At 44.9% G+C, this 23,335-nt stretch carries 15 protein-coding genes; 9 read left to right on the top strand and 6 right to left on the bottom strand.

The window, feature by feature from the left end; all coding sequences use genetic code 11:
• Positions 1-695 precede the first annotated feature (695 nt).
• The 9 genes from ED312_RS09835 (at position 696) to ED312_RS09785 (ending at position 9,635) form a co-directional block, all read left to right on the top strand.
• Positions 696-932, top strand: coding sequence for a hypothetical protein (locus ED312_RS09835; RefSeq protein ID WP_123215841.1), 237 nt, complete (start codon positions 696-698; stop codon positions 930-932).
• Positions 933-1,039: 107 nt separating this feature from the next.
• The gene (locus ED312_RS09830; RefSeq protein ID WP_123215840.1) at positions 1,040-3,073 is read left to right on the top strand and encodes a tetratricopeptide repeat-containing sensor histidine kinase; all 2,034 of its coding nucleotides are present in this window, start codon (positions 1,040-1,042) and stop codon (positions 3,071-3,073) included.
• Between the two features lie 11 nt (positions 3,074-3,084).
• Positions 3,085-3,765, top strand: a complete 681-nt coding sequence (locus ED312_RS09825; RefSeq protein WP_123215839.1) for a response regulator — start codon at positions 3,085-3,087, stop codon at positions 3,763-3,765.
• 1,716 nt (positions 3,766-5,481) lie between these two features.
• On the top strand, positions 5,482-5,835 hold the full coding sequence (locus ED312_RS09815; protein WP_123215837.1) for a DUF6520 family protein: 354 nt from the start codon (positions 5,482-5,484) through the stop codon (positions 5,833-5,835).
• An 89-nt stretch (positions 5,836-5,924) separates the two neighbouring features.
• Positions 5,925-6,284: a DUF6520 family protein gene (locus tag ED312_RS09810; protein WP_123215836.1), complete on the top strand. Its 360-nt coding sequence runs from the start codon at positions 5,925-5,927 to the stop codon at positions 6,282-6,284.
• A gap of 72 nt (positions 6,285-6,356) precedes the next feature.
• On the top strand, positions 6,357-6,722 hold the full coding sequence (locus tag ED312_RS09805) for a DUF6520 family protein (RefSeq protein WP_123215835.1): 366 nt from the start codon (positions 6,357-6,359) through the stop codon (positions 6,720-6,722).
• A 735-nt stretch (positions 6,723-7,457) separates the two neighbouring features.
• Complete coding sequence (locus ED312_RS09795) at positions 7,458-7,934, top strand: MauE/DoxX family redox-associated membrane protein (RefSeq protein WP_123215833.1); 477 nt, start codon at positions 7,458-7,460, stop codon at positions 7,932-7,934.
• A gap of 41 nt (positions 7,935-7,975) precedes the next feature.
• Complete coding sequence (locus tag ED312_RS09790; RefSeq protein ID WP_123215832.1) at positions 7,976-9,079, top strand: hypothetical protein; 1,104 nt, start codon at positions 7,976-7,978, stop codon at positions 9,077-9,079.
• 199 nt (positions 9,080-9,278) lie between these two features.
• Positions 9,279-9,635 carry a DUF6520 family protein gene (locus ED312_RS09785; protein ID WP_123215831.1) on the top strand — a complete coding sequence of 119 codons (357 nt, stop codon included), beginning with the start codon at positions 9,279-9,281 and terminating at the stop codon, positions 9,633-9,635.
• Between the two features lie 335 nt (positions 9,636-9,970).
• Here ED312_RS09785 and ED312_RS09780 read toward each other — a convergent pair whose 3' ends face one another.
• The 6 genes from ED312_RS09780 to ED312_RS09755 all read right to left on the bottom strand — a co-directional run bounded on the left by ED312_RS09780 (position 9,971) and on the right by ED312_RS09755 (position 22,859).
• On the bottom strand, positions 9,971-11,800 hold the full coding sequence (locus tag ED312_RS09780; protein WP_123215830.1) for a M1 family metallopeptidase: 1,830 nt from the start codon (positions 11,798-11,800) through the stop codon (positions 9,971-9,973).
• Between the two features lie 77 nt (positions 11,801-11,877).
• Complete coding sequence (locus ED312_RS09775) at positions 11,878-13,482, bottom strand: S8 family serine peptidase (RefSeq protein ID WP_170164489.1); 1,605 nt, start codon at positions 13,480-13,482, stop codon at positions 11,878-11,880.
• Entirely contained in the window at positions 13,482-14,732 is a 1,251-nt protein-coding gene (locus ED312_RS09770; RefSeq protein ID WP_170164488.1) for a tetratricopeptide repeat protein, read from the bottom strand. Before ED312_RS09770 ends, ED312_RS09775 begins: the two co-directional genes overlap by 1 nt.
• A 47-nt stretch (positions 14,733-14,779) precedes the next feature.
• Positions 14,780-17,644, bottom strand: coding sequence for a M16 family metallopeptidase (locus ED312_RS09765; protein ID WP_170164487.1), 2,865 nt, complete (start codon positions 17,642-17,644; stop codon positions 14,780-14,782).
• A 405-nt stretch (positions 17,645-18,049) separates the two neighbouring features.
• Positions 18,050-19,450, bottom strand: coding sequence for a RagB/SusD family nutrient uptake outer membrane protein (locus tag ED312_RS09760; RefSeq protein ID WP_123215826.1), 1,401 nt, complete (start codon positions 19,448-19,450; stop codon positions 18,050-18,052).
• Positions 19,451-19,475: 25 nt separating this feature from the next.
• The gene (locus tag ED312_RS09755; RefSeq protein ID WP_123215825.1) at positions 19,476-22,859 is read right to left on the bottom strand and encodes a SusC/RagA family TonB-linked outer membrane protein; all 3,384 of its coding nucleotides are present in this window, start codon (positions 22,857-22,859) and stop codon (positions 19,476-19,478) included.
• Between the last annotated feature and the right edge of the window lie 476 nt (positions 22,860-23,335).

Raw genomic sequence — 23,335 nt, 5'->3', positions numbered from 1 at the left:
CCGTCAAAGTAACCGGTTAAGCGGTTAAAGGGAATGGTTGAGCCGCTTAACCAACTACTTCCGGTGTCAAAGGGATTGCTTTAACGACCGTTTTTTTGAGCTTGTAATGAGAAATACCTACACGAAAACCAGGGGGCACCTCCCGATCCTGATGGTTATTGGGGATTGGCAAAAGACCACAAATCAAAATCAATGCGTCACTGCGAAAATTAACGTTTTGGCAACCGCATAAACTGGTAATGACGTATCTGTCGGCCCGTCCCGAGGGTTATCGGGAGTAGTCGAGGGTTTTTTGGTCCGAATGGTCTCTCAAAGAGGTCTCGACTTTAGTCCCTGCCCGTCCCGCAGGCGGGTGTCCTGAGTAACCGAAGGGCTCGACCTGACTGGGATTAAATGAACCAGTTGTTATGCTCTACGATATAAATCGAAAACTCACGTTAGGTTAGTTAGGCTATACTCATTACCTCATTTCCCTCTCAAAAAGTACGGTTTCACTAGTACATTTCCCCTGGTCACTAACAACCCCTTTCTCCCTGCCATAAATTGCCGGAACACCACTTAATTTAGCCTTGTAAAACAGATTTCTGCGCATTGGCCCATACTGTTGTCAATGCTTCCGTTGTGCACAACCGGATTACGAACCGCCTCCCCGGGGAGGCCGGGAAAACTATTTGTCGAATCTAAAATTTTGCACAATGAAAACACTGCTTAAAACCACTGTATTACTCGTATTTGTCACTTGTTTATTTTCCTGTACCCAACCCGATGATCTGCCCGAAGAAACCCAGGCCGCTACCATGGTTTCTGCTGCCGCTATCGCCTCCGGTGACGAAATAGAAACAGTAAACGAAGATGACGATACGCAGACCGATCCGTCAACCCATTCTACGGGTAACGACTCGAGCATCAGGCCCGATAACGAAAAGGACTGATACCCTACGGAAGAGACCGTCTCTTTTCTATTTTTTTGTTCAAGCCTTTAGCAAAATTTGTTAAAGGCTTTTTTTATTAACTTTGACTTGCCCCAAACGCCTGAATTTTGAAAACCTGCAAACTAAAATACCCATATGCTATATTCTTTTTTGCTATTGTATTAGCTATATGCTCCGCATGTGAAAATTCCCGGCATCCGGCCCCGCAATTACAGACAGAAAAGGACAGCATCGCCACCTGGCTGAAAAAAGCCGGGCAGGATACTATGGCCCATACCCGAAGACAATTCCTGGCCAAAGCATATAACCTGGCCCTGCAGCAAAAAGCCCCCTTAAAACAGGAATACCTGAGCAAAATCGCTTACCAGGCTTCCCTGCTTCAAGACTCTTCCCTCTTTAAAAAAGCCAATAAGGAAGCTATGCGACTTGTCCTTAAAATAAGAGATACCGCCGGTATAGCGGATACACACTGGAATTACGGCGCCTTTTACCTGGACAGGGAAAATTACGACAGTGCATATTATCATTACCACCGGGCCCAAAAACTCTTCGAAGACACCGGGGACACCTACTATTCCGGTAAAATGCTGTACAATATGGCCTACATCCGGGGACGCATAAAAGACTACACCGGGTGCGAGGTATTATTATTCCAGGCCATATCCCGCTTCCAGCCACAAGACCGGTATAAACAGCTCTACAACTGCTACAATCACCTGGGTGTGGTTTACGAAGAACTGAAAGAATACGATAAAGCGATCACCTATCACAAAAGGGCCCTGGATTACCTGGGAAAAATGGACGATAAGTCCGTATTCCTCCAGGACAGCCAGAACAATATAGGCCTGATTTACCAGAAACAGGGAAACCAGGAAGAAGCACTGTATTATTTTAACGAAGCCCTGCAAACGCCGGGGCTGGAATCCGACGACGTGGAACTCTACACCAGGCTTATGGAAAACAGGGCCTTCAGCCGCTTTCTCGATAGCGATACCACACAACTCCCGCAGGACTTTTACCGGGCTCTGCGCGTATGGGAAGACCGGCGCAACACTTCCGGGATCATCCTGGGCAAACTCCGCCTGGCCCGGTATTATATAAAGTATAACGACTCCGCCCGGGCCCGGGACCTGGCCCGGGAAGCCTACGACCTGGCCCGGAAGATCCGGAACAACAGGGATATACTATCGGCCCTGCTTTTTCTCGCCGGTGCAGACCGCGAAAATGGCCCTGAATATTTGCAGGAGTATATCCGGCTGAGCACCGACATACAGGAACAGGAACGCCGTACCCGGGACAAATTTACGCGCATACAATACGAAACGGACCAGTATATAGAAAAGACCCGGCAGCTGTCCTCCCAAAAAATGTGGATACTTACCGTTGGCATTGCCCTGGTCCTCCTGTTACTGCTGTTGTATATCCTCAACCGTCAATTTGCGCGGAACAAACTGCTCCATATGGAAAACCTGCAGCAAAAAGCCAATGAACAGATCTACCTGCTTTCCTTAAAACAACAGGCCAAACTACAGGAAGGCCGCAACCAGGAAAGAATACGGATATCCGAAGAGCTGCACGACAGTATCCTGGGCGACCTCTTTGCCATACGTATCGACTGGGGATTCCTGAAACTACAGGGCGACCCGGACTCCCTGCAGAAACACCGTTACTACCTGCAGGAACTCCAGCGAATAGAAAGAGATATCCGGGAAGCATCTCACGAATTGAGGAACGAACCGGATACCTACCCGCTCAATTTTATATTTATAGTAGAAAAGCTGGTCCAGAAACGGGCCAATACGGGGCGTTTTAAATACAGGCTGGTACACGATGACTCCATCGCCTGGGAAGATATCGATGAAGTTATCAAGGTAAACCTGTACCGGGTTATCGAAGAAGCCCTGCAAAACTGTATTAAACACGCCGGGACCACACTGGTAGAGGTGCAATTTCAACGGAAAAAAAACAACCTCCTTCAACTCACCATACGCGACAACGGCATAGGCTTTAATCCCCGTAAACGCCATAAAGGTATCGGGATAAAGAATATGCAATCGCGTATACGGAAGCTCAGGGGAACATTTCACATACATTCTCAAAAAGACCGGGGGACCGTCCTCACGGTTTCCATTCCCATTTAAAATCTGTCACTATGAAAAAAGAACAGTATAATATTGTATTGGTGGACGACCATCCTTTGATTACCGACGCTTATAAAAACGCTTTCAAAGACATCCGCAACGAGGACAAACTAGAGTTTAATATCGTCACCTCCCATTCCTGTGACGAAGCCCTGCACATCCTTGATCATATCTCCCCCCTCCACCCTATCGACATCGCTTTCCTCGATATCCACCTGCCCCCCTCCCAAAAGGCCGACGAAATTATTTCGGGGGAAGACCTGGGGTTGAGAATACGGAGAGTGTCCCCGGAGACCAAAATCGTCATTTCCACTACCTTTAACGATAACTACCGTATACACAGCATCTTCGAAAGCCTTAATCCCGACGGATTCCTGATCAAGAACGACATTACCCCGGACGAACTCGTCACCGCCATCCGGCACCTCATGCACGCCCCGCCCTATTACAGTAAAACAGTGGTACAGTCCCTGCGCCAGTATGTCACCAGCGATTTGCTGCTGGACAAAATAGACCGGCAACTCCTCTACCAGCTTTCCCTGGGCACCAAAATGAAGACCATGTCCACCATACTTCCCCTGTCCACCGCTGCCATAGAAAAACGCAAACGACACCTGAAGGAAATATTTGACATACGCAGCGGGGAAGACCGGGAACTGATCCTTAAGGCAAAGGAAAAAGGGTTTATTTGAGGAACAAGGCGAGGTTGGAGGTTCCGGGTTCCAGGTTCCGGGTTCCAGGTTGCAGGTTCCAAATTACAGGTTGCAGGTTTCAGGTTGCAGGTTGCACTCCCAGACGTTAAGGCAAATACGCCAAAGTCCGGGCCGGTCAAAATTCCCCGTCCCGCAAAGCGGTCCACCCCTCCCGGCCTTTCCGGCAGGCAGGTTCATCACAAGAGGGGCGCCTAAAAAAGAGTCAAAAAAATGAACAGATCTGCTTAACCTTCAGGGTGCCCGTTGCAGGAGGGGATTTATTTTTGTTTACGGGGAGTTCCGGTAAAAAGAAGAGTCCTATCAATCGATAGGGTGCGTTTTTTCCTTACCCCAACCCTAAAGGGAGGGAAAAAACGGAGAGTGCCCTTCGGCTTTAGTTCCTGCCCGTCCGGCGGGTATCCCTAGTTTATCGAAGGGCTCAGGAACCTAAGTTTGTAACTGTAACCCGGGGCTTCGGTACATCCCGGCAGAGCCGGGACACTCAGCCCCCTTCGTTCCGACTGTAACTGTAACTTAGAACAACCTGCAACCTGTAATTTGGAACCTGTAACCAGCCACCTGCAACAAAGAAATAATCCCTCCGGCTCCATCCCAATATATATCGGGACTCCGAACTCCAAAACTCATAAAAGGCTTCTCCGTATCAAAAGTATAAAAACCCCTTACCGCTTTCCCCTGCATACCTCCTAATTTTACTACAAGTTTCCGGGAAATAAACCTGGCCCGGACAGGAAGAATAAAAGTTTAAATGTAATTTTTCAAACCAAACGCGATGTAAGTATACAAGGCGCAGGTGGGGATGGTCCTTTTCTTCTATAATCTAGGGGTAGATTTAGGTGGGTGCTGCTGCCTGAGGTAACAGCATTCGGGCCGCTCCTCCTTCCGCCTTGCCTTACAGCGTTTACAAAATCAGGAAACAAACAATCTGGACACATATATTCCTAAAACAAATATTGACTTTTTCATGACTAATTGTAGCTTCTCTTGCGCAATCCTCCGGGACAAAGGCAGAACGGCCCCATCTCCATCTTCTTGCAGATTGCCCGTTAGGTTATTATTCAATCCCGTAATAACCACCAAGGCCGTTCCGCCTCCTTCCGGGGCGATTGTTAGTTGGGGAGTTGGGAGCTCGGAGCTGGAAGCTCGGAGTTGGGGGTTGGGCTTCGATATACTTCCGCCTTTGGGCGAAACTCAGTCGCCTTCGCTTATAACTCAAAACCGGAACCCGGGGCTTCGATACATTCCGGCGGAGCCGGAACACTCAGCCGCCTCGCTTTGTTCTTGGAACCTGGAACTTGGAACCTGTAACTTGTAACTTGAACCCTGAACCCTCCAGTCCATCCCTGGCCAAACAATAACATACGGATTTTACATACCAAAAATACGTCCCCTCCGTACCCTATTCTTTTTTGTACATTTTAATTTTATTCTATAAAACCGAACGTTCTGTATTTTCCGGATAGGAAGAAGGCTTACAGATATTAAAGTCATTAAAAACCGGTTGTTTACCGTCCGGGATAACTCCCGTTTCTGATAAAGTAACGGAAGCTTCCTGGCACAGCCTGTCTACTTCTTCACCGAGAAACCTGTAACAACATACCTTTTTACTACCGGTAAAAGAACCTGGACCAGACCGAACAACGAAATAAACCAAAGTGAACAAACAACCATATCCAATCTTAAAACCATTTTATTATGAAAGCCAAGAAATTTTTAGCAGGAAGTTTTATACTAGTATTTGCCGTTGGCAGTGCAATAGCTTCTTCCTTTCAACCCGAACGGGTTCATGTCAGGGGTAAAGTATACGTAAACCCGGAGGAGTGGCAATGTGTGCCGACCAATGTATTTTGTGATACGGAAGGGTCGTTTGAATGTGTAGTGAATATACTTGTAAGCGGTGTAAATACCAATGTTCGGGGGTATAAAGGACCGGGAGCCTGTAGCCCGGAGACATACTGTATCCTTCCCCTTAGGCGATCTACCTCTGAAATAGTGCCTGCAATTCCTATAAAAACTATCTATGAAGTACGGCCATGGGATGTTAGATAATACCAAACAGAGTGCTCCTCATTAATAAAAAAACTATAAAGTAAATACTTCAAAAAACCAACTATATCTAATCTTAAAACCATATGATTATGAAAACCAAAAAAATCCTATTGGGAGGCTTAATCATGGTATTTGCCATTGGCAGTGCCGTAGCTTCTGCTTTTACACACGAACTAGTTCATGTAAGGGGAAAAGTACACCTGGGAGAAAATGGGTGGCGATGTGTCCCGACTAATGTGTATTGTCACGACACGGGTACTTATGAATGTGTAGTCAGAATACCGGTAAGCGGCGTTCTTACCAATGTCATTGGTTATCAAGGTCCCGGGTACATTGCTCCCGAAAATATATGTCTTTTTCAACTTCGGAGAGATTCCCCTGAAAAAGTAGATGCAGTTCCTGCGACAGCAATCCTGGAAGTACGCCCCACAGATCTTCGCTCTTGGTAGAAAATAAATTTGTAAGTAAGCCTAAGCGCTAAAGTAAGTTAAACCATCTTTAATCTCAAAAGCCATATTATTATGAAAACCAAAAAAATCTTACTAGGATGTTTAGTCCTGGTATTCGCCATTGGCAGCGCCATAGCCTCTGCCTTTGCTTATGAAATGCCCCATATTATAGGTAAAACAGAAATCTACCCGGAAAAGTGGGCCTGTGTGCCGATCCATAATGTTTCTCATTGTGATGATAATCAGGGTATGTTCGAATGTGTTGTGAGAATCCCTATAAATGGTATACTCACCAATGTTTTGGCTTACCAGGGTCCGGGATATCTCAGTTCGGAAACACAATGTACCATTTCCCTCCGGCAGAATTATGTTTCCGCACAAAATGCAATTCTTCTGGTTCCCGTTTATGAGGTCCTTAACAGAGATATCCCCTATTAGGATAAGGACTTATTGCGTGGTTGTATAAAAGTATTCTTTATGTAGGAATCGTTATTACATCTGTGAAAAATATATGTATTGTGTTTAATTAGAAACGTACCACCCTGATTTTTAGAGATATTTAAAGCGATAACCCCAAAAACCTGTCCCATACCCAACAGCTCACTCCAAACCAAGCACAAAAAGACAAGTTCAGGATAAACTGAAGTCGGAGTAGAGGAGCCCGAATAATGGTTACTGAATTTATCGAAGTAAGGGAAGATGCTGGAGACAGAGGGATGTTTCCCGTCCCAATAAACAACAAATCCCTACCAAAAGTATCAAAACCCCCTACCTGCTTCCTGTTTTAAGCTTATAATTTTATACCTGTAAAACTGACATACTTATGCCCCTAACTAAAGGGCTCCATGTATAAAATAAAAAAGACCTGAAACAATATAATAACCTGCAAAGCTACCCACGATGAAACCTACAATCTCTTTAACCCGAAAAGAAAACAGTGGCCTTTTTACGGTTTGCTGTAATTCCTTTAACACTTTTATACCTCCTCCGTGAAAAAGCCCACCGGATGATGGCATGCTCCGTATCATGTCTTTATATCCATCTTTTAGTGAGCTTGAAAGGTCCGAAAAAAGCAACCTTATTCAGGCAAGGCCAAAGGCCAAACCTGTAACCTGTAACATGCAACCATAAACCCGGAAACTCCGAAACTCCGGGACTAAAAAAACTATAAAAATGAAACGTATAATCTTAGCCATACCTCGTTTTTTTGTACAAAAAAGGACTATTGTTGTTGAAATTATCTGCTATTTATTTATGTTCCTGTTTTTATACGCAGCCCTTAACAAATTGATAGACTACCAGAAGTTCCATGTGGAATTGTCCAAATCAATTTTATTAGCAAAAATTGCGGAGGGGATCGCCTGGGGAATACCCCTGGCAGAGATCCTGGTAGCGGTATTGCTCTTTATCCCCCGTTTCCGTCTTACGGGGCTCTATGCTTCCTTTTGCCTGATGTTTGCGTTTACAGGCTATATTATTATTGTGCTGAACTTCAGCCCTCACGTACCTTGCTCCTGCGGGGGTATCCTCAACAATATGGGCTGGACGGAGCACCTTATTTTTAACATAGGGTTTACCCTGCTTGCCATACTTGGCATATTCCTGTATACCGATCGTAAAGAACCCTACGGAAAATATGTTATGGCTTAAAATTTTCAAGAAAAAACTGTTAATCCCATATACCCCGAATCATGAAAAACAACGAAAAAAAACGCCTGATCCTTCTACTGCTCAGCACTTTATGTATAGTACTGGCACTCGTAAGCCTGTATGCGCTTTCCCCATTAAGTAACCGGGAGATCTACCGGGGCAGCTTTTCCAGGGACTTTATAGCTGAAAAAACGCTAACTCCACAGAATGTACTGGATTTGGGGGTCAACTCCTATTATATTTCCGGGCTTACGGAAGACGAGGTATTTCTCAGCAATTACACCAACCCGATACACCTGGTGCGAATGAACCGGCAGCTAAAAGATACCCAGCACATACGTTTGCACCTGGAAGAACTGGATAGTGTGGTATCTCCAAAAATATTCAAGACCGAAGTTGACCCACCATATTTTTATATGACCCATGGGGTACATCCCGCCCTGATGAAAGGAAAGGTTGGCGAATGGCGGGCCAGGCACCATCTATCCGGCCTGGCTTTCTATACCGATGCCGTATCTATAGATTCCTCCACTTTTGCCATACGTTACTTTAGCAAAAGCCAGCAGGCTTATGCACTGGCCCTGTTACAGGAAAAGGAACCGCAGTTTAAACCGAATACGAATATCCTCCGGGGCCAGGCAGAAGGCATGTTCTCGGTAAGCGGTATGCTGCACTATAGTAAAGAACTACAAAAAGTCGTTTACCTCTATAGCTACCGCAACCAGTTTATGGTTATGGATAAGGAACTAAACCTGCTTCACAGGCATAACACCCTGGATACCATAAGTATTGCGCGGGTAAAGGTAGATAAAATAGAATCTGATAATTCCTATACCCTCACCTCCCAGCCCGCAGTGACCCAAAAAATGAGTGCCGTATCCGGAAACTATCTTTTTGTACAGTCTGCACTACTGGCCAAGAATGAAGATAAAGAAGAGTTTAAAAAAAAGGTCGTCATAGATCTTTACGATATCAACACGGGAGACTATCAACACAGTTTTTACCTGCCGAGATATAAAAACAATAGTATTAAAAACTTTAAAGTCACCGAAAACCGGTTGCTTGCCATACACGACCAATATCTTGTGGCCTATAGGCTTCCGGATATCCCCTCACCTGACCCTACTATCGTGAAAGCGAAGTAATAAATACGGAGCAGATTATATAAGAACAGATTATACACAAACATATTGATAATTTTCTATATCCTAAAAACTAGATAATTCAGAAATAAATAGATAATAATACACTCTTTCTTTACCGGTAAAAGAGCCCAGGACCAAGCCGAACACCTGGATAAACCAAAGTAGGCCAAATCATGTTTAATCTTAAAACCATTTTATTATGAAAAGTAAGAAGTTTTTATTGGGAGGCCTTATACTGGTATTTGCCATTGGCAGTGCCGTGGCCTCAGCCTTTATCCACGAACAAGTTCATGTCAGGGGTAAAGTAAATTTGCAAGATGAAAATTGGAAATGTGTCCCGACGAATGTATATTGCCATGACCAGGGTACATTTGAATGTACAGTAAGAATACCTGTAAGTGGCATCCTTACCAATGTTATTGGCTATCAGGGCCCCGGGTACATTGCTCCCGAAACCCTGTGTGCTAATCAACTTCGGAGAGATAACCCAGCTACACCAGTAGACGCAGTTCCTCAGACAACAATTCTGCAGGTACGTCCTTCAGACCTTCGTTAAGGGTTGGCGTATAGTAATAACTGATAGCATTCTATTCGTTATGGGACTATTTATAATTGATATTTATTGAATGCAAAAAATCTGATTAAGTAAAAAATTTAGTCCCAATCTATAGAAAGGGCCGTTCTTAAGAAAATCAGGACGGCCTTTTCTTTTAACTATTTTTGCATCGATCAGAACACATTTTTAGAACGCTATATTTTTACTTAGATATCCAATATTTTTTCAAGATAAAAAGGACCTTTTTAGCAAAATATCTCCTCTTTTTAAACAATCCCTATTGCTTCCAATGGGTAAAGGGAGATCAATAATGTAAAATGGAAGCGGTATATATATCATAATGCTATTTTATTATTCGCCTTATCCACATCGGCCATAAGCCCTGACGGATCTATAACTACTGTTTTGATCTCGTATTTCGATCTGTTGATGGTAAAATCATAGGTCGAATTAGCCCAGGGCCAGTCAGGAAGTACGGTCCTTTCCAGGTCAGGGTAAAGATTTTCTTTCACGCTCCTCATCATACGTAAGGGGATATAAAAACTTTCACGGAAACCGTCTTTATACGTCACTAACAGGTCTACGGGCATAGGCATTAGTCCGATACGCTCCAGGCTTATTTTAGTTTTGTCACCTTCTTCAAGCACTTCTTTTATACCGTAATCGATAGTATTCGTGGTCCTTGTCCAGTCCGTAAGGTACCAGTCGAGCTGAAACCCGGATACTTTTTCGGCAATGCATATAAAATCGTTGGGCGTAGGGTGTCTAAATTTAAAGTCTTTATAATACCGGCGCAGGGTTTTCATTAATTTATCCTGGCCCATGATATACCCTAATTGCGCCAGAAATACGGCACCTTTCCCGTATACCGAAAATATATAGGAATTTTGCGTTGCATAACGGTCGGCATGCGTCGTTAGCGGTTGTTCCCAACCCCGTAGGGCAAAATACTGTCCGTAAACCCCTTTAAAAGGATTGGCTTCTTTTTTTCCCATAACCTCATTGACGGCCATATCGGTAATAAAGGTCGTAAACCCCTCATCCATCCAGGGATATTCGGATTCATTGGTAGCCAGTGCATGCTGGAACCAGGCATGTGCCAGTTCGTGGGCGGTTACTTCCACCAGGCTTTCAAAACTCCCCTTTCCGGGAATTAAGGTACACATGGCATATTCCATACCCCCGTCCCCTCCCTGTATCACCGAATATTGCTTCCATGGATAAGGCCCTATATTCGCGTTATAAAAATCCAGAAACTTTGCGGTTTCGGGCTGGAGTTTTTTCCAGTTTCCGATAATCCCAGGATCGTTCTTATACAGGAAATGCAGTGTAGTGCCGCCCGGTGTTTCCAGTACATCATGAATGTATTCCGGATCTGCCCCCCAGGCAAAATCATGTACATTGGGGGCCACAAAATGCCAGGTAAGTTTTTTCCCCTTTGGCCGCTTTACCTTTGTTCCTTTCTTTTCATAGCCATATCCTATTTCAGCGGCATTCCGGAGGTATCCCGTTCCGCCCAGGATATAATTTTTATCAATAGTGATCTTCACATCGAAATTCCCCCATACGCCATAAAATTCACGGCCGAGATAAGGATCGGAATGCCAGCCTTCAACATCGTATTCGGCCATCTTGGGGTACCACTGGGTCATAGACAGCACTACGCCTTCATCACTATTCCTCCCGGCCCTTTTTACCAGAACAGGTACTTGTCCGCTAAAATCCATAATCAACTTTGTAGTGGTTCCGGGCTTTACAGGTTTTGCAAGGCTCACCTCCAGGATGGTACCTTTGATTTTATAGTTTACCGCTTTTCCATCCTGGGTTAGGGCTTGTACTTTTATATACCCTGTTTCATACGGTTGTAGTTCACTGATCCGTTTATCCCAGGGTGAAAGGGCCTGTAAACGATGATCCATTTCACTACCGGGCTGAAAGGCATTAAAATACAGGTGATAAAAAACCCTGTCTAATGTATCGGGGGAATTATTGGTGTATACCAATTCCTGCTTCCCTGTATACCGGTAGTTCTCCACATCCATGTCTATCGCCATGTTATAGTCCACATGTTGTTGCCAGTAACAGGAAGCATTCTTTTGGGCTGTTTGTGCACTTGTGTTAATGCAGACCAGGAGAACTAAACTTCTCAAAATAAAACTATACATAAAATGTTTTTATTTCAATATTGTTGCAGGTCATGGCTATCCTATTAAAGAATATAGGAACTCTTCCACCACCTGTTTTATTTCTTTTTTCGCGAAGTAAGGGATTCTGCCAGTTGTATGGCTTTATACGCATTTACAATCCCCCCGGTCTTACATAAATCCTTCATGCTTACCTCTTCTACCTCTTGTCGCCACGGATAAGGAGGGGCTACCGGAAAGTCAATGGGTGTAACACTTTTTTCTATGATATACTTCACCTGCCTAGCCGATAACTGTGGAAAATACGATCGTAAGACGGCGGCTAATCCTGCGACTACAGGCGAGGCCATACTGGTGCCGCTCCGTTTTTTATAAGTCCCCCCGAGATCGGTACTATAGATATCTGTCCCGGGGGCAAATACATCGACCTTTTCCGGGCCGTAATTGGACACATTGAAAATAAGATCTTTCCGCACCGGGCCACTTGCCCCCACGGTGATCATATTGGGAAATCGTTTGTTTTTCCCCAGGTACCCGGAAGTCGGATAGAACGGCACGGTATCAATATTTGCCCCGTTATTCCCGGCGCCATTGACCAGCAGCACATCGTTTTTCAATGCGTATCGGATGGCCTTTTCCACCTTCTCCTGGTGAGGGCTGTACTGTTTGGCAAAACTCATATTGATGACCCTCGCCCCATTATCCACCGCATAACGAATGGCCAATGCCACATCCTTGTCTAATTCATCATCTCTTATATTCAAAATCCTGACAGCCATAAGCTGCACTTTATCTGCAATCCCTTTTATACCCAGTCCGTTTTCCCAAGCTGCCCCAATAATCCCGGCTACATGAGTTCCGTGTCCGGATATATCCATCACATTATTATTCCCGTAATACTGCTGTTGGAAATTGTTTTCATCAGCCCCGCGGAGTTCAATTCTTTGCTGATCATTTTGGATATAGATACAATAATAGCAAGTTTCCTCTATCTTATTTAACCTCAATTTCTCCTCGTCCAAAAGTTCCTTGTTAGTGTTAAACCTTTTACCGTACCATAGTTCACGATAAAGGTTGGATTCCGCCAGTTCTGTATCCCTTAGCTTCTCCAGGTCTTCACGGCTATAGCAGTCTTTTCCCAGGGTCTCCCGGATTTTTTGATCTGCCGCTTTATATTGGGCCATCGTTTTTTTCATGCCATTTATATTCCTTAGCGAATCTTCCATGACCTTTTGCTGCACTTCTTTCCATAACATATATTCCCTCTTGTCCCGTTTGCGGATATCCCCAGGGGATCTTCCTTTGTATTTTGGTAATAGAAGGGTATAGGTACGTTTATATTCCAGGGAAGCATCTTCTATCTTTCCTAAAAAATTCCAGCCGGAAAAATCTCCCTTAAAACCGTTCCCGTCTTCATCATCTCCCTGCTCCCGTTTATTCCGCCACAATACCGTGCGAAGGTTCGTATGCAAGGTATCCATACCCGTATCTATAACTGCCACTAAGACCGTATCGCCGGTTTTATCAGCCAGCAACTCGCGGTAGGCTCGTTTTATGCTGATACCATATACCCCATCTTCTTTCCAATCCAACAGGTGCCAGTTATTTGGGATACTGTCCTGATTTTGCTGCGCATAAATAAGACTACCACCCACCCAAAAAACAAGACAAAAGCAGTATATTTTCCATATAAATATATTCATTACCATGTTTTTTTTCCTTTCCTCATTTTTTCCCGTGTTTCTTCAAAGGCGGCTTTCTGATTCTCCGGGGCCAGGACAATGGCTTTATTTATCATTTCCAAAGCTTCCGCGGTATTCCCCAGTTTATAGTGCAGGTTAGCATAGGTGTCCAGGTAGGCATATCGATTAGGATCATCTTTTTTTCCCAGGGTTTCCTTGCTCCATTCCAGGGCCTTCTCCAGTATCTCCGGTTGATTACTTTTTATAAACAATTCCCATGCATTTTGGTTTTTATGTTGTGCATCAACATTACCATAGGTTTCTGCGTATTCCACAAAAGGCTTTGCCCAAGCTACTGTATCCTGTACATAGGTTCTATAATAAAATTCGGCTCCAATATACATGAGACTATCTGCCTCTCTTGCCGGGAACTCCTTTTTCAGGTAGTTATCACGCAACTCATGCCAGTACCGTTTATCTTCCTTAAAATTCACCTTTCCTTTATAAAGTACCTTCTTTTGATCAATTCCCAGCCACCGTCCCCGGTCCGCCAAAACTTCAAACAGGTTGCTCATGGCTCGTTTCTTATACAAGCCTTGTCCATAAGTTCCATCCATTTCCAAATAGAGACCATCTGTCGAGTAAAAGGGTAAGGCTTCGGCAATATATTTCAAGGCTTCTTCCTTTCGCCCCATTTTGGCCAGTATACTGGCCAAGGTGGAAGCTTTTGCTTCTATATAGTACCCTCCGGATTCCGGTGTATGGACCTGGGGCATCTTTTTAATTTTTTCCAGGGCCATTTGAATCCAACGAAAGGCATCCGCATCATAACCAAAATCAAACTTTATTACGGAACCGGCATAGGAGAGCAAATCATGAGGATCCCACCCGGTTCCATAAGTATTGGCCAGGTAGGCCAGTTCCTTTACCCTGTTTTTTTGATCTTCTTCCCGGCCATGTTCGCCCACGAGGATATGAAAGTAAATAAACCGCGCCCTGTGCGTCAGACTGTCAATATTCATTTCCGGATATTTCCGTGAAAATTCCGTTCTTACTGCTGTCCAATCAGGTGCTCTTTTCCCAAACCACTCCCAGTGATGTTCATAAGCTATTTTATCCACCTCATCCATTTGATAACCGGGATTGTTTAACATCTTTGTAAAGATCTCCGGCATTTTATAGGTTGTCGTATCCTGTCCTGATGCCGATATACAGACCATTATAAACATCAGGGTACATAGCCCCACTACTTTCCCTGCTATTCTATTCATAGTATTCCTCATTTAATAATATATTTTTCACTTTGTGAGATTACTTCCTATTGGTGGTCCGAGTCCTTTTCCGGTAAGCTGCGAATAAGGTTTACTTTTTCTTCGCTCAGGTATTTCTTTGCGGTTTCCCGCACAGCTTCAGGATTAATTTCCTTCAGCATTTTCAACAGTTGACGGGCCTCTGTACGGGGTCCCGCGTTTCCCTGTTCTATTTCAAGCAAATAAGCCCCCATGCCTGCAGGACTCTGAGATTCCCAGGCATAGCCGTTTTTGTATTTGCTTTTAAGCGCTTCCTTACGGTTTTCCAGTTCCTCTTTGCTTACCAGAGTCTGCCTGTATTTAGCCACAATTGTTCTGACCATGTTTTCCATATTCTTTGCGACTTCCCTCCCACCGGTTTCACTGGATGCTACAAAAAAAGCAAAGTGGTCGCCGGGATAGCGCATAAATGAGGGTTTCAGGAGTTGATAAAAACCCAGCTTAAATGTTGTTCCCACCATCTCGTTACCAATCATACTTTCCAATAGCTCCAGCTTCAGGATGTCTTCCGGCTGTGTGATCTTACCAGACCATCCCATATATACATAAAATTTATCTTCTTGATTATGATACCAGGTGGTGTCCACGCCTGTTTTAAACGGGGAAGACATGGCCGTTTCTTTTACTTCCGGCACAGCTTCTTTTAGTTCGCTCTTTTCCGGGGCTTTGCCCTTAAGATTTCCCAGGTAACGCTGTAAAAGCGGTATCATCGTTTCTTTATTAAAATTCCCTGTAAATACCAGGGTAAGGTTCCCCTGGCTGTACAACTGTTGAAAACGCTGATAAGCGCTTTCCGGATCAATCCGGGACAGTTCTTCCCCGGATACAGGGCGTTCCTCCATATATTCCTGCTGTTCTCCCTCTACCAGCTTTTTTGCTTTACTAAAAAAATCTTCGGTCAGATTTGTACTTTGATCATTATTTGTGTTTTCCTGTTCCCGATGCAGCCAATCCCGAAAGGCCTCTTCACTCTTTCCGGGTCGGGAAAGATACAGGTAAAGGAGTTGTAATAGCTGTTCTTCTTTTCCTGCCGGTGCACTACCGGATATAGTGGTCCGGTCTGAACCTACCCCAAAAGAAAGGTTAAGCTTGTTTTGGCTGGTATAACGTTCCAAGTCAAATTTGTTAAATTCCCCAGCACCGGTGTGTTGTACCAAAGAAGCTGATTTCAGGGCATCTACATAATCTTTGCGTTGCTTAAAGTCCGAAGCTGTAATGCTGCTGATCCCGGTTAATGCGATATCCGATTGGCCAGGTTGGAGTTTTAAGTCTGATATGGATTTTAAAATGACAGTCACTCCATTTTTTAGTTGTAATCGGGTAGCACCTTCCGTTTTTATTTTGGTTTCCTTATAGGCAATATCGGTAGCTAACCGATTGATCTCCTTTTGTGTTAATAATGCTTCCGGCACCTTAAAATCGCTCTCTTTCCAAGGAGGAATATCCTGTTTGTGCACTTCTTCCAACCAGACTTTTAGCTCTTGAGCTGTTGGTAGTCCTTCCGGACTTTCCCCTTCCGGTAGAAAGAAACCCAGCACCTGGTCCGGCAGATCCATTATGGAACGGGCGTATTTCTGTATATCGGCAGCAGTAACATCCGATAGTTGGCGTTTTAAAAGATCAGACCTGTCCCTTGGAGCCATGACAGGATTTCCGTATATAAAATAATTTTGTATGTCAGCTGTATACGATCTGACCTCTATGGTCCCTTCCGACACGTTTTGTAGCCGTTCTTTTTTTATTAAATTAAGCTCTGTTTCGGTAGGGCCATAGCGTGCGACCCGCTCCAGTTCGGTATAGATGGCTTTCAACCGTGCTTTGCTGAATGTTCCATGACCCTCAATGGGAATGGAAACTTTATAATAGGCCATGTCCGCATTCAGAAAAGTCCGGAAAGAAAATGAGGGCCTTTCATTTGCATTTAATAAAGCATTATAACGATGCGTGGAGGTTAAACGGCTAAATCTTTGGTTAACTAATTCTTGATAGATCGAACGCAACAGACTCTCTTTATACTGCTGTTTACTGAATTGTGAACGTTCCACTACCGTTGAGGGTTCTAAAAAATAAAACCTGCCTTCCTTTTTATCTTTATACGGATTGTTTACCGACAGTACCCTTGTTGTTCCGGGCAAATCCACATTAAGTCCCTTCAAATACTTCTTAAAAGACTTTTGCTTTGGGTTTTCCGGCATCTCCAGGTCGGAAAACATGGCACGGATACGGGTTTCAAGCTGTTTTACGTCCGGGATGTCCCCCACGACGATCAGGGTCTCCATATCCGGGCGGTACCAGTCTTTATAATACCGTTGAAGGTCTCTTACATCAAAGGTCTCAATGTTGCGGATCTCCCGTTCCAATCCACCATTTTCCAATCCATACCCGGTTGCCCTCCCAAACATTAGGTAATCCATTTCCGCTTCCGGCACAATGCGCCTGTAATCCCGTATCTCTTCCAATATCGTCTTCCTCCCCCAAGCATTGACTTTAGCAGTATCTAGCAGGTTTTCCAAGATCACCGGATCCCAGGCCAGGGTACGCATACGCTCCAAATATTCATGTAGAAGGGCTGCCTGTTTTAAAGTCACCCAATATTCAATCATATGTGGACCGGTAAATGCCTCGCCATTTTCTACTATACTTGCATCCAGGCGCCAATGCATCCCTGCCTCCTTAAAACGGGAGCTATTGGAAGCGAGAACCATGTGTTCTATCAAATGGGCCAGGCCATCCTGTTTCTCGTCTTCCAACCAGGTTCCCATACGGCCCACCAAACCAATCTGTATTTTACCCCTGCTGTTCTCGCTTTCCACTTTCCGTATGTAGTAGCTAAATCCATTTTCAAGTTTTCCCCGGATTAGTTGGGGATCCATGGGCAAAGGTGTGTCTTGAGCCGGAGCCTGGCAAGCCATAAGAAGCAAGCACCATGGTAAAACAAGAGTTAAAACTAATTTTTCCATCTGTTTATGTTTATTGTAAAGAAATGTCCGGAAAGTTTAATAAAGCTTTTCCCAAAGGGACACCTTCGGGACAGCGATCAGCAATCAACCATCAGTATTATTTTGCTGAAAAGCCCATCACTCACTTCCCGGGCAGTCATTGTATTCTAATTCTGCTATTTCAGTGGCCACTTTCGTATGGGGCTACCTCATTCTTTATTTTTGACCAGCGACCGGGCCATTATTGGGTGCGAGCTTTTAAAGACATAACATAACACTCCCCTAAATCCCCTCTCAAGAGGGGACTTTTTCGCCAAGCTTTTTTGCACTCACACCGGTTTAATAGCCGGGATTCTGATGTCCTCTTAAGGCCGGATTGTTATTGATCTCTTTTTGCGGGATGGGCCATAACAGGTCGTCTCCTGTTAGCCCGGTTTTAATTGGTCCCAGAATATCCAGAGCCTTGCCGGTACGTTTTAAGTCCAGCCAGCGATGGCCCCATTCCGTGAACAGTTCCACTTTACGCTCTTGCATTATGGCATTCAGCATATCAGTTTTTGTGGTCGCCGTGGTGCCTCCCAAATCGGCGCGTCCGCGAATCTCGTTAAGATCAGACGCTGCGCTATTCGGCCCTGTTAGATTGTTCTGTTGGGCGCGGGCTTCGGCACGGATAAGGTAAACCTCTGCCAGGCGCATTATCGTAGAATACTCTAGTGGTAACCCGCTCCCTAAAGTCCTCTTGTATTTACTGGCCATCCAAACTCCTGTAGCGTGTTGATTAATCCATATTGTCTTTCTGCGATCACCAGCTTCAAAAGCATCTGGGAATCCTTCACGAAGCGAGTTATAGAAATATGCAAAAGAATCTTGAAAATTCTCTGCATCGGGAGTAGATGCATCCGGTGAAGTACTCGATATATGGAATTGCCACAAGGCTTCCCGATTATTAGCGCGTACAATCTCTTCCAGCGTCACCAGTTCATATTGCTGTGTCTGTTCCAGGACTTCCGTAGCCATATCCTCGGCCTTTTCCCAGTTCTCGATGTAGAGATATACCCTTGCCAGCAAGGCTGTTGCAGCCCCTTTGTTGGGGCGGGTACGTTCTCCTTCATAGTTCCAGTTTAATAGCTCCCTGGCCTGTAACAGATCCGCCTCGATCTGCTCGTACACCTCAGTTGCCAGGGTGCGGGGAATATCGGCATTTTTCTTAAAATCACTGGTCAGCACCAGGGGTACATCCCCGAATAGATTGACCAGGTAGAAGTGGCAGAAAGCCCGTATAAACAGGGCCTCTCCCTGCAATCTCTCCACCAGCTCCTCATCCAAACCGGAGCCTTCCAGGTTCTCCACTAGTGTGTTCGCCGAATAGATCGACCGATAGAGACTTTGCCATGCTTTTTCATTAGCTGCATTGTTATCCGCCATCAAGGCATTTTGTTCAAATTGCACCAAATCGGGAAAGACTTGGGTAGGATGGACGAGTTCATCCGCAGACATTCCGCCCAAAATAGCTAAACCACCCGTAGCAGCATGTGCATAAAACGTATGGTTTGAAGTAACCATCTGGGTATACATGCCCCTTGCCGCCGCTTCAGCTCCTTCTCCGTCTGAAAATACGGTTTGTCTATCCATAAAGGTTTCCGTAGGCACCTCCAGTTCAAGTGCAGATTCACAACTCCAAAGCCCCAATACCAGGCAAAGGCAAAAGAGTCCTCTTTTATATAAAATCCTTAAATCCATATCTTTTGAGTATAATAATTAAAACTTATAGGGTTAATTCCAAACCTGTAGTAAACATTCGAAGCGGTGGGGTGCCGTAACCGGTTTCCGGATCCGGAACCCTGGCTTTGGAAAATAACAACAGGTTTTGTCCCCTTACGAACAAACGCAGTTGCTTGACGCCTATACGTTTAATTAGCGGTTGGGGAAAACGATAGGATAAACCCAGGGTCCTGAGTCGGATAAAGGATTGATCCTCTATATCCGCATTACTTTGTTGTACCTGGACATAAGAACCGGTTAAGGCCTGGGCTGAATACCTTTGAATATCCGTGATATCTCCTGGTTGTTGCCAACGTTTTAAAACTATTTTAGGCTGGTTAGACCTCAACCCGGGCATGTTTGGTGGAAAATATCGCCCGGTCTGGCGACTATATTGAAACAACATATCAAGTTCAAGGCCCTTGTAGCGTAACCGTTGGCTAAGCCCCCCCATAAAGTCCGGTTGCAAAGCATTGCTGAATTGTTTGTCTTCGTCATTGATGATTCCATTTTCATCTATATCCTGCAATTGATGCACCCCGGTTTCAGGATCTACCCCCAACGAAGTATACAATCGCAGTATAGAAAGGGGAGCTCCCACCTGGTATATTTTGGCATAAGGGGAATCTTCAATCCCTGGAAAAGCTACTAGTTTGTTACGATTAACACTCAGATTAAAGGAAACGCTCCAGCCAAAATCCGGTCGGCGTACCGGCTCTCCCCTTACCATAAATTCCCAGCCCGAATTCTGTACCTCGGCGTCCGAGAAATTATCTACCACCCCGGAAAAACCGCTGGTAAAAGGCAGGGGGCGAAAAATAAGTTGATTGGAAGAACGGTTCCGGTACCAGGAGGTTTCCAGCATAATACGGTTATCGAAAAAACCCAGTTCCAGGGCAGCCTCCAGCTTTCGGGTCTTTTCCCAGTTTAAGTCAGGATTAAACAGTTGCCTGGGCGTAAGACTCATATTATTCTCGTAATTTCTATTGAAAAGACCGTATAAATCGAAAAATAAATAGTCCCCGATATTGTCATTCCCGGTAGTCCCATAACTACCGCGAAGCTTACCAAAGCTCAGTGCAGGAAACTTTTGTCGTAACCCCGGTTCGTCCGAAAATATCCAGGCGCCTCCTATAGCCCCGAAGTTACCAAAACGTTTGCCCGGCCCGAAACGGGAAGAACCGTCCCTTCTCCCGGTAAGGTTAAGGATATAACGTTCCTTAAAACGATATCCCAAACGCCCAAAAGCAGCTATATAGTGATATTCTCCCCTGTTATCAACCTGTGTGGTTACAAGTCCGGCTGCTTGTAGCGAGCCCAGAAAGGTATCTGTTGTATATTCTGAACCTTGTATAAAAAGTGTCTCATTTTCATTTTCCTGATAGGCCCCTCCTATGAGTACATCAAATCGATGCTGCCCGGTTTTTACCTGGTATTCCACTTGTGGTTCTATGTTTATCCCTTGTCTCCGGGTATACCCAAACCTAGAAGAAGGCCGGGTTCCCTGACCGGTCTCCGGGTTATACCGTTGATCAGGAGGTAAAGCCGTCATAGGGCTTTGACTATTTTCTTTTCCCTTATTCTCCGTATACCCGAGATTTAGCTTGAATTCCAACTGAGATAACAGCCGGTAACCCAGGTTGGCATTGGCTACCAGGTTCCGGTTATCCGAGGTTTTGATAGCCGTTAGTGCTGCCAAAGGATTATTCCAGGTAGCTTGCCCGGTTTCGGGGTGGACCGCCCAGTTCAGTTGTCCGTTTTCATCGTATAAGGGTGGTGCATTAGGAGGGAGCCAAAGAGTGTTCGTTAAGCCACCTCCCTGTAGATCCTGTTTGTTAAAGCCATAATTTACCGTCATCCCTGTACTAAAACGGTTGTCTGTCGAACGATGACTGATGGCAAAGTGGCCTTCACCCCGGGCGAAATAGGAATCGCCCTGGTTGGCCAGGTCTTCTCTATGAAAGGACCCCCCGAAGCGGTAAGTGGTATTTCCGCTACCGCCGGAAAAATTGGCCTGCAGGTCTGTAATTTCTGAAGTACCGTTAAGTAACTCTTTCTGCCAATCCTTATACCGTTCCTGGTCCCAAAAGGTAAGATCCGGATAAACGATAGCTTTAATAAATGGATGTTGCGCCTCCAGGTCAATTCCATCATTCTCCAGGGCCTCGTGTCGCATTTGTAAATACTCCCCGGTGTTTAACAAATCCACATGGGTTGTAGTCTTTCCAATCCCCTTATACAAGCTAAATTGAAAATCCGTAGCCTTTTGTTCCGGGCCTCTCTTCGTCGTGATCAGTATTACGCCGTTGGCCCCCCTGGAACCATAAATGGATGTGGCATCGGCATCCTTTAGCACCTCTATACTCGCTATATTCTCCGGATTTAGATTCGCCAGCGGATCAAGTCCTCCGCTATATACCTGTGAATTGATAAAAGTAGAATTCATAGGCACTCCGTCTATAACATATAAAGGTATTCCCCCATCCGCAGCAAAACCTATAGGAGCACCGGGAACAGATTCTCCATCTATAGACCTCAAACTATTCTCTCCTCTAACCCTTACTTTCAGAAAAGTCCCGGGAGTTCCACTGGCTGAAACAGTAACCCCCGGTACTCGCCCTACTAAAGCCTCCAATGGGTTGGTAAAGGGTATATCCTGTATATCTTCCGAAGTAATCCTGGAAATACTCCCGGTACGGTTTCTTTCCTTTACTTTATAATAGCCTGCATTTACTTCTACTTCTTTAAGGGCGGTTATATCTTCCTGTAATGTTATATCTATAGAGGCTTGCCCGTCTACCGTTTTTTCTACGGTTTTATAGCCTATAAAAGAAAAAGTAAGCACATCCGTGTCTGTAACCATAATGGTATAACTACCATCCGGGTCGGAAATGGTGCCCCTGTTGGTGCCTTTTATGATAATATTTACTCCGGCTACCGGGTTTCCATTGGCATCGGTAATAGTACCGTTTACTTCCCGTTGCTGTTCCTCTCCAGAAGCTTCTTTGCCAGGTGGTCCTTTGGCAGCGGGAGGATCTTCTTTTTTGACCGCTATAGTCCCGTTGATCTGCCGGAAGGTCAGCCCCGTAGCTTTCGTGATCTGCTCCAGGATATCCGCCACACTTTGGTTATCGGCATTGACGGTAACCTTCTGTCGGATCTCATTAACCAGCTCCTGCCCGTAAAAAAAGGTAAAGTCGGTCTTGTGCTCTATTTCCGTTAAAGATGCGGCCACAGTAACCTCCTTAAGGTCTACGGAGATATAGACCTTATGAATGCTCTGGCCGGAGCCTTTGGAGGCAAAGACCATCGCCGAGTATATCCAGATACCGAGAATAAGGCTGCGTACCGTCATGGTTATACATGCTTTAACCCAATTATTTTTCATAATTTTGTCCTGTTTTAATAAAACGTTGTTTTGTTAGACTACTGCCTTCTAAGTGTATGCGCCAACAGAAACTTAGGAGGCTCTTTTTTGGTTTTGGGTGGTTTGTGGTGTAGTTATGTTTTCATATTTTTCTTTTGGGTTTTAGGGTTACACCCCCCTGGCCCCCCTCAAGGGGGGAATTTTTTTTTGGGGGGCGGACCGGGGGCATTTGGGCTTTCGGAGGGGGCCGTTATATAGTCCCTCTATTGGGCCTTGTTATCCGAAAGCACTTTAAAATACCTGGTTCCAGCACATAGCAAACCTGCATACACATATGGCCGTTATAGCCATACACGCCGTAGGAAAGTTCATAATTATTGGAGTGGTTTGTAAAGGGGAGTGTTTATTGTGGCATAGGCTTGGTGGTATTAATGATTATTGTTTATATGGGTTTGTTAGTTTCGGGTTTCGGGTTTCAGGTTTCAGGTTTCAGGTTT

The organism is Sinomicrobium pectinilyticum (genome assembly GCF_003725735.1).
Lineage (GTDB): Bacteria > Bacteroidota > Bacteroidia > Flavobacteriales > Flavobacteriaceae > Sinomicrobium > Sinomicrobium pectinilyticum.
The sequence above is the reverse complement of the archived record's forward strand: the minus strand, read 5'-3'. Positions and strand labels throughout refer to the sequence as shown.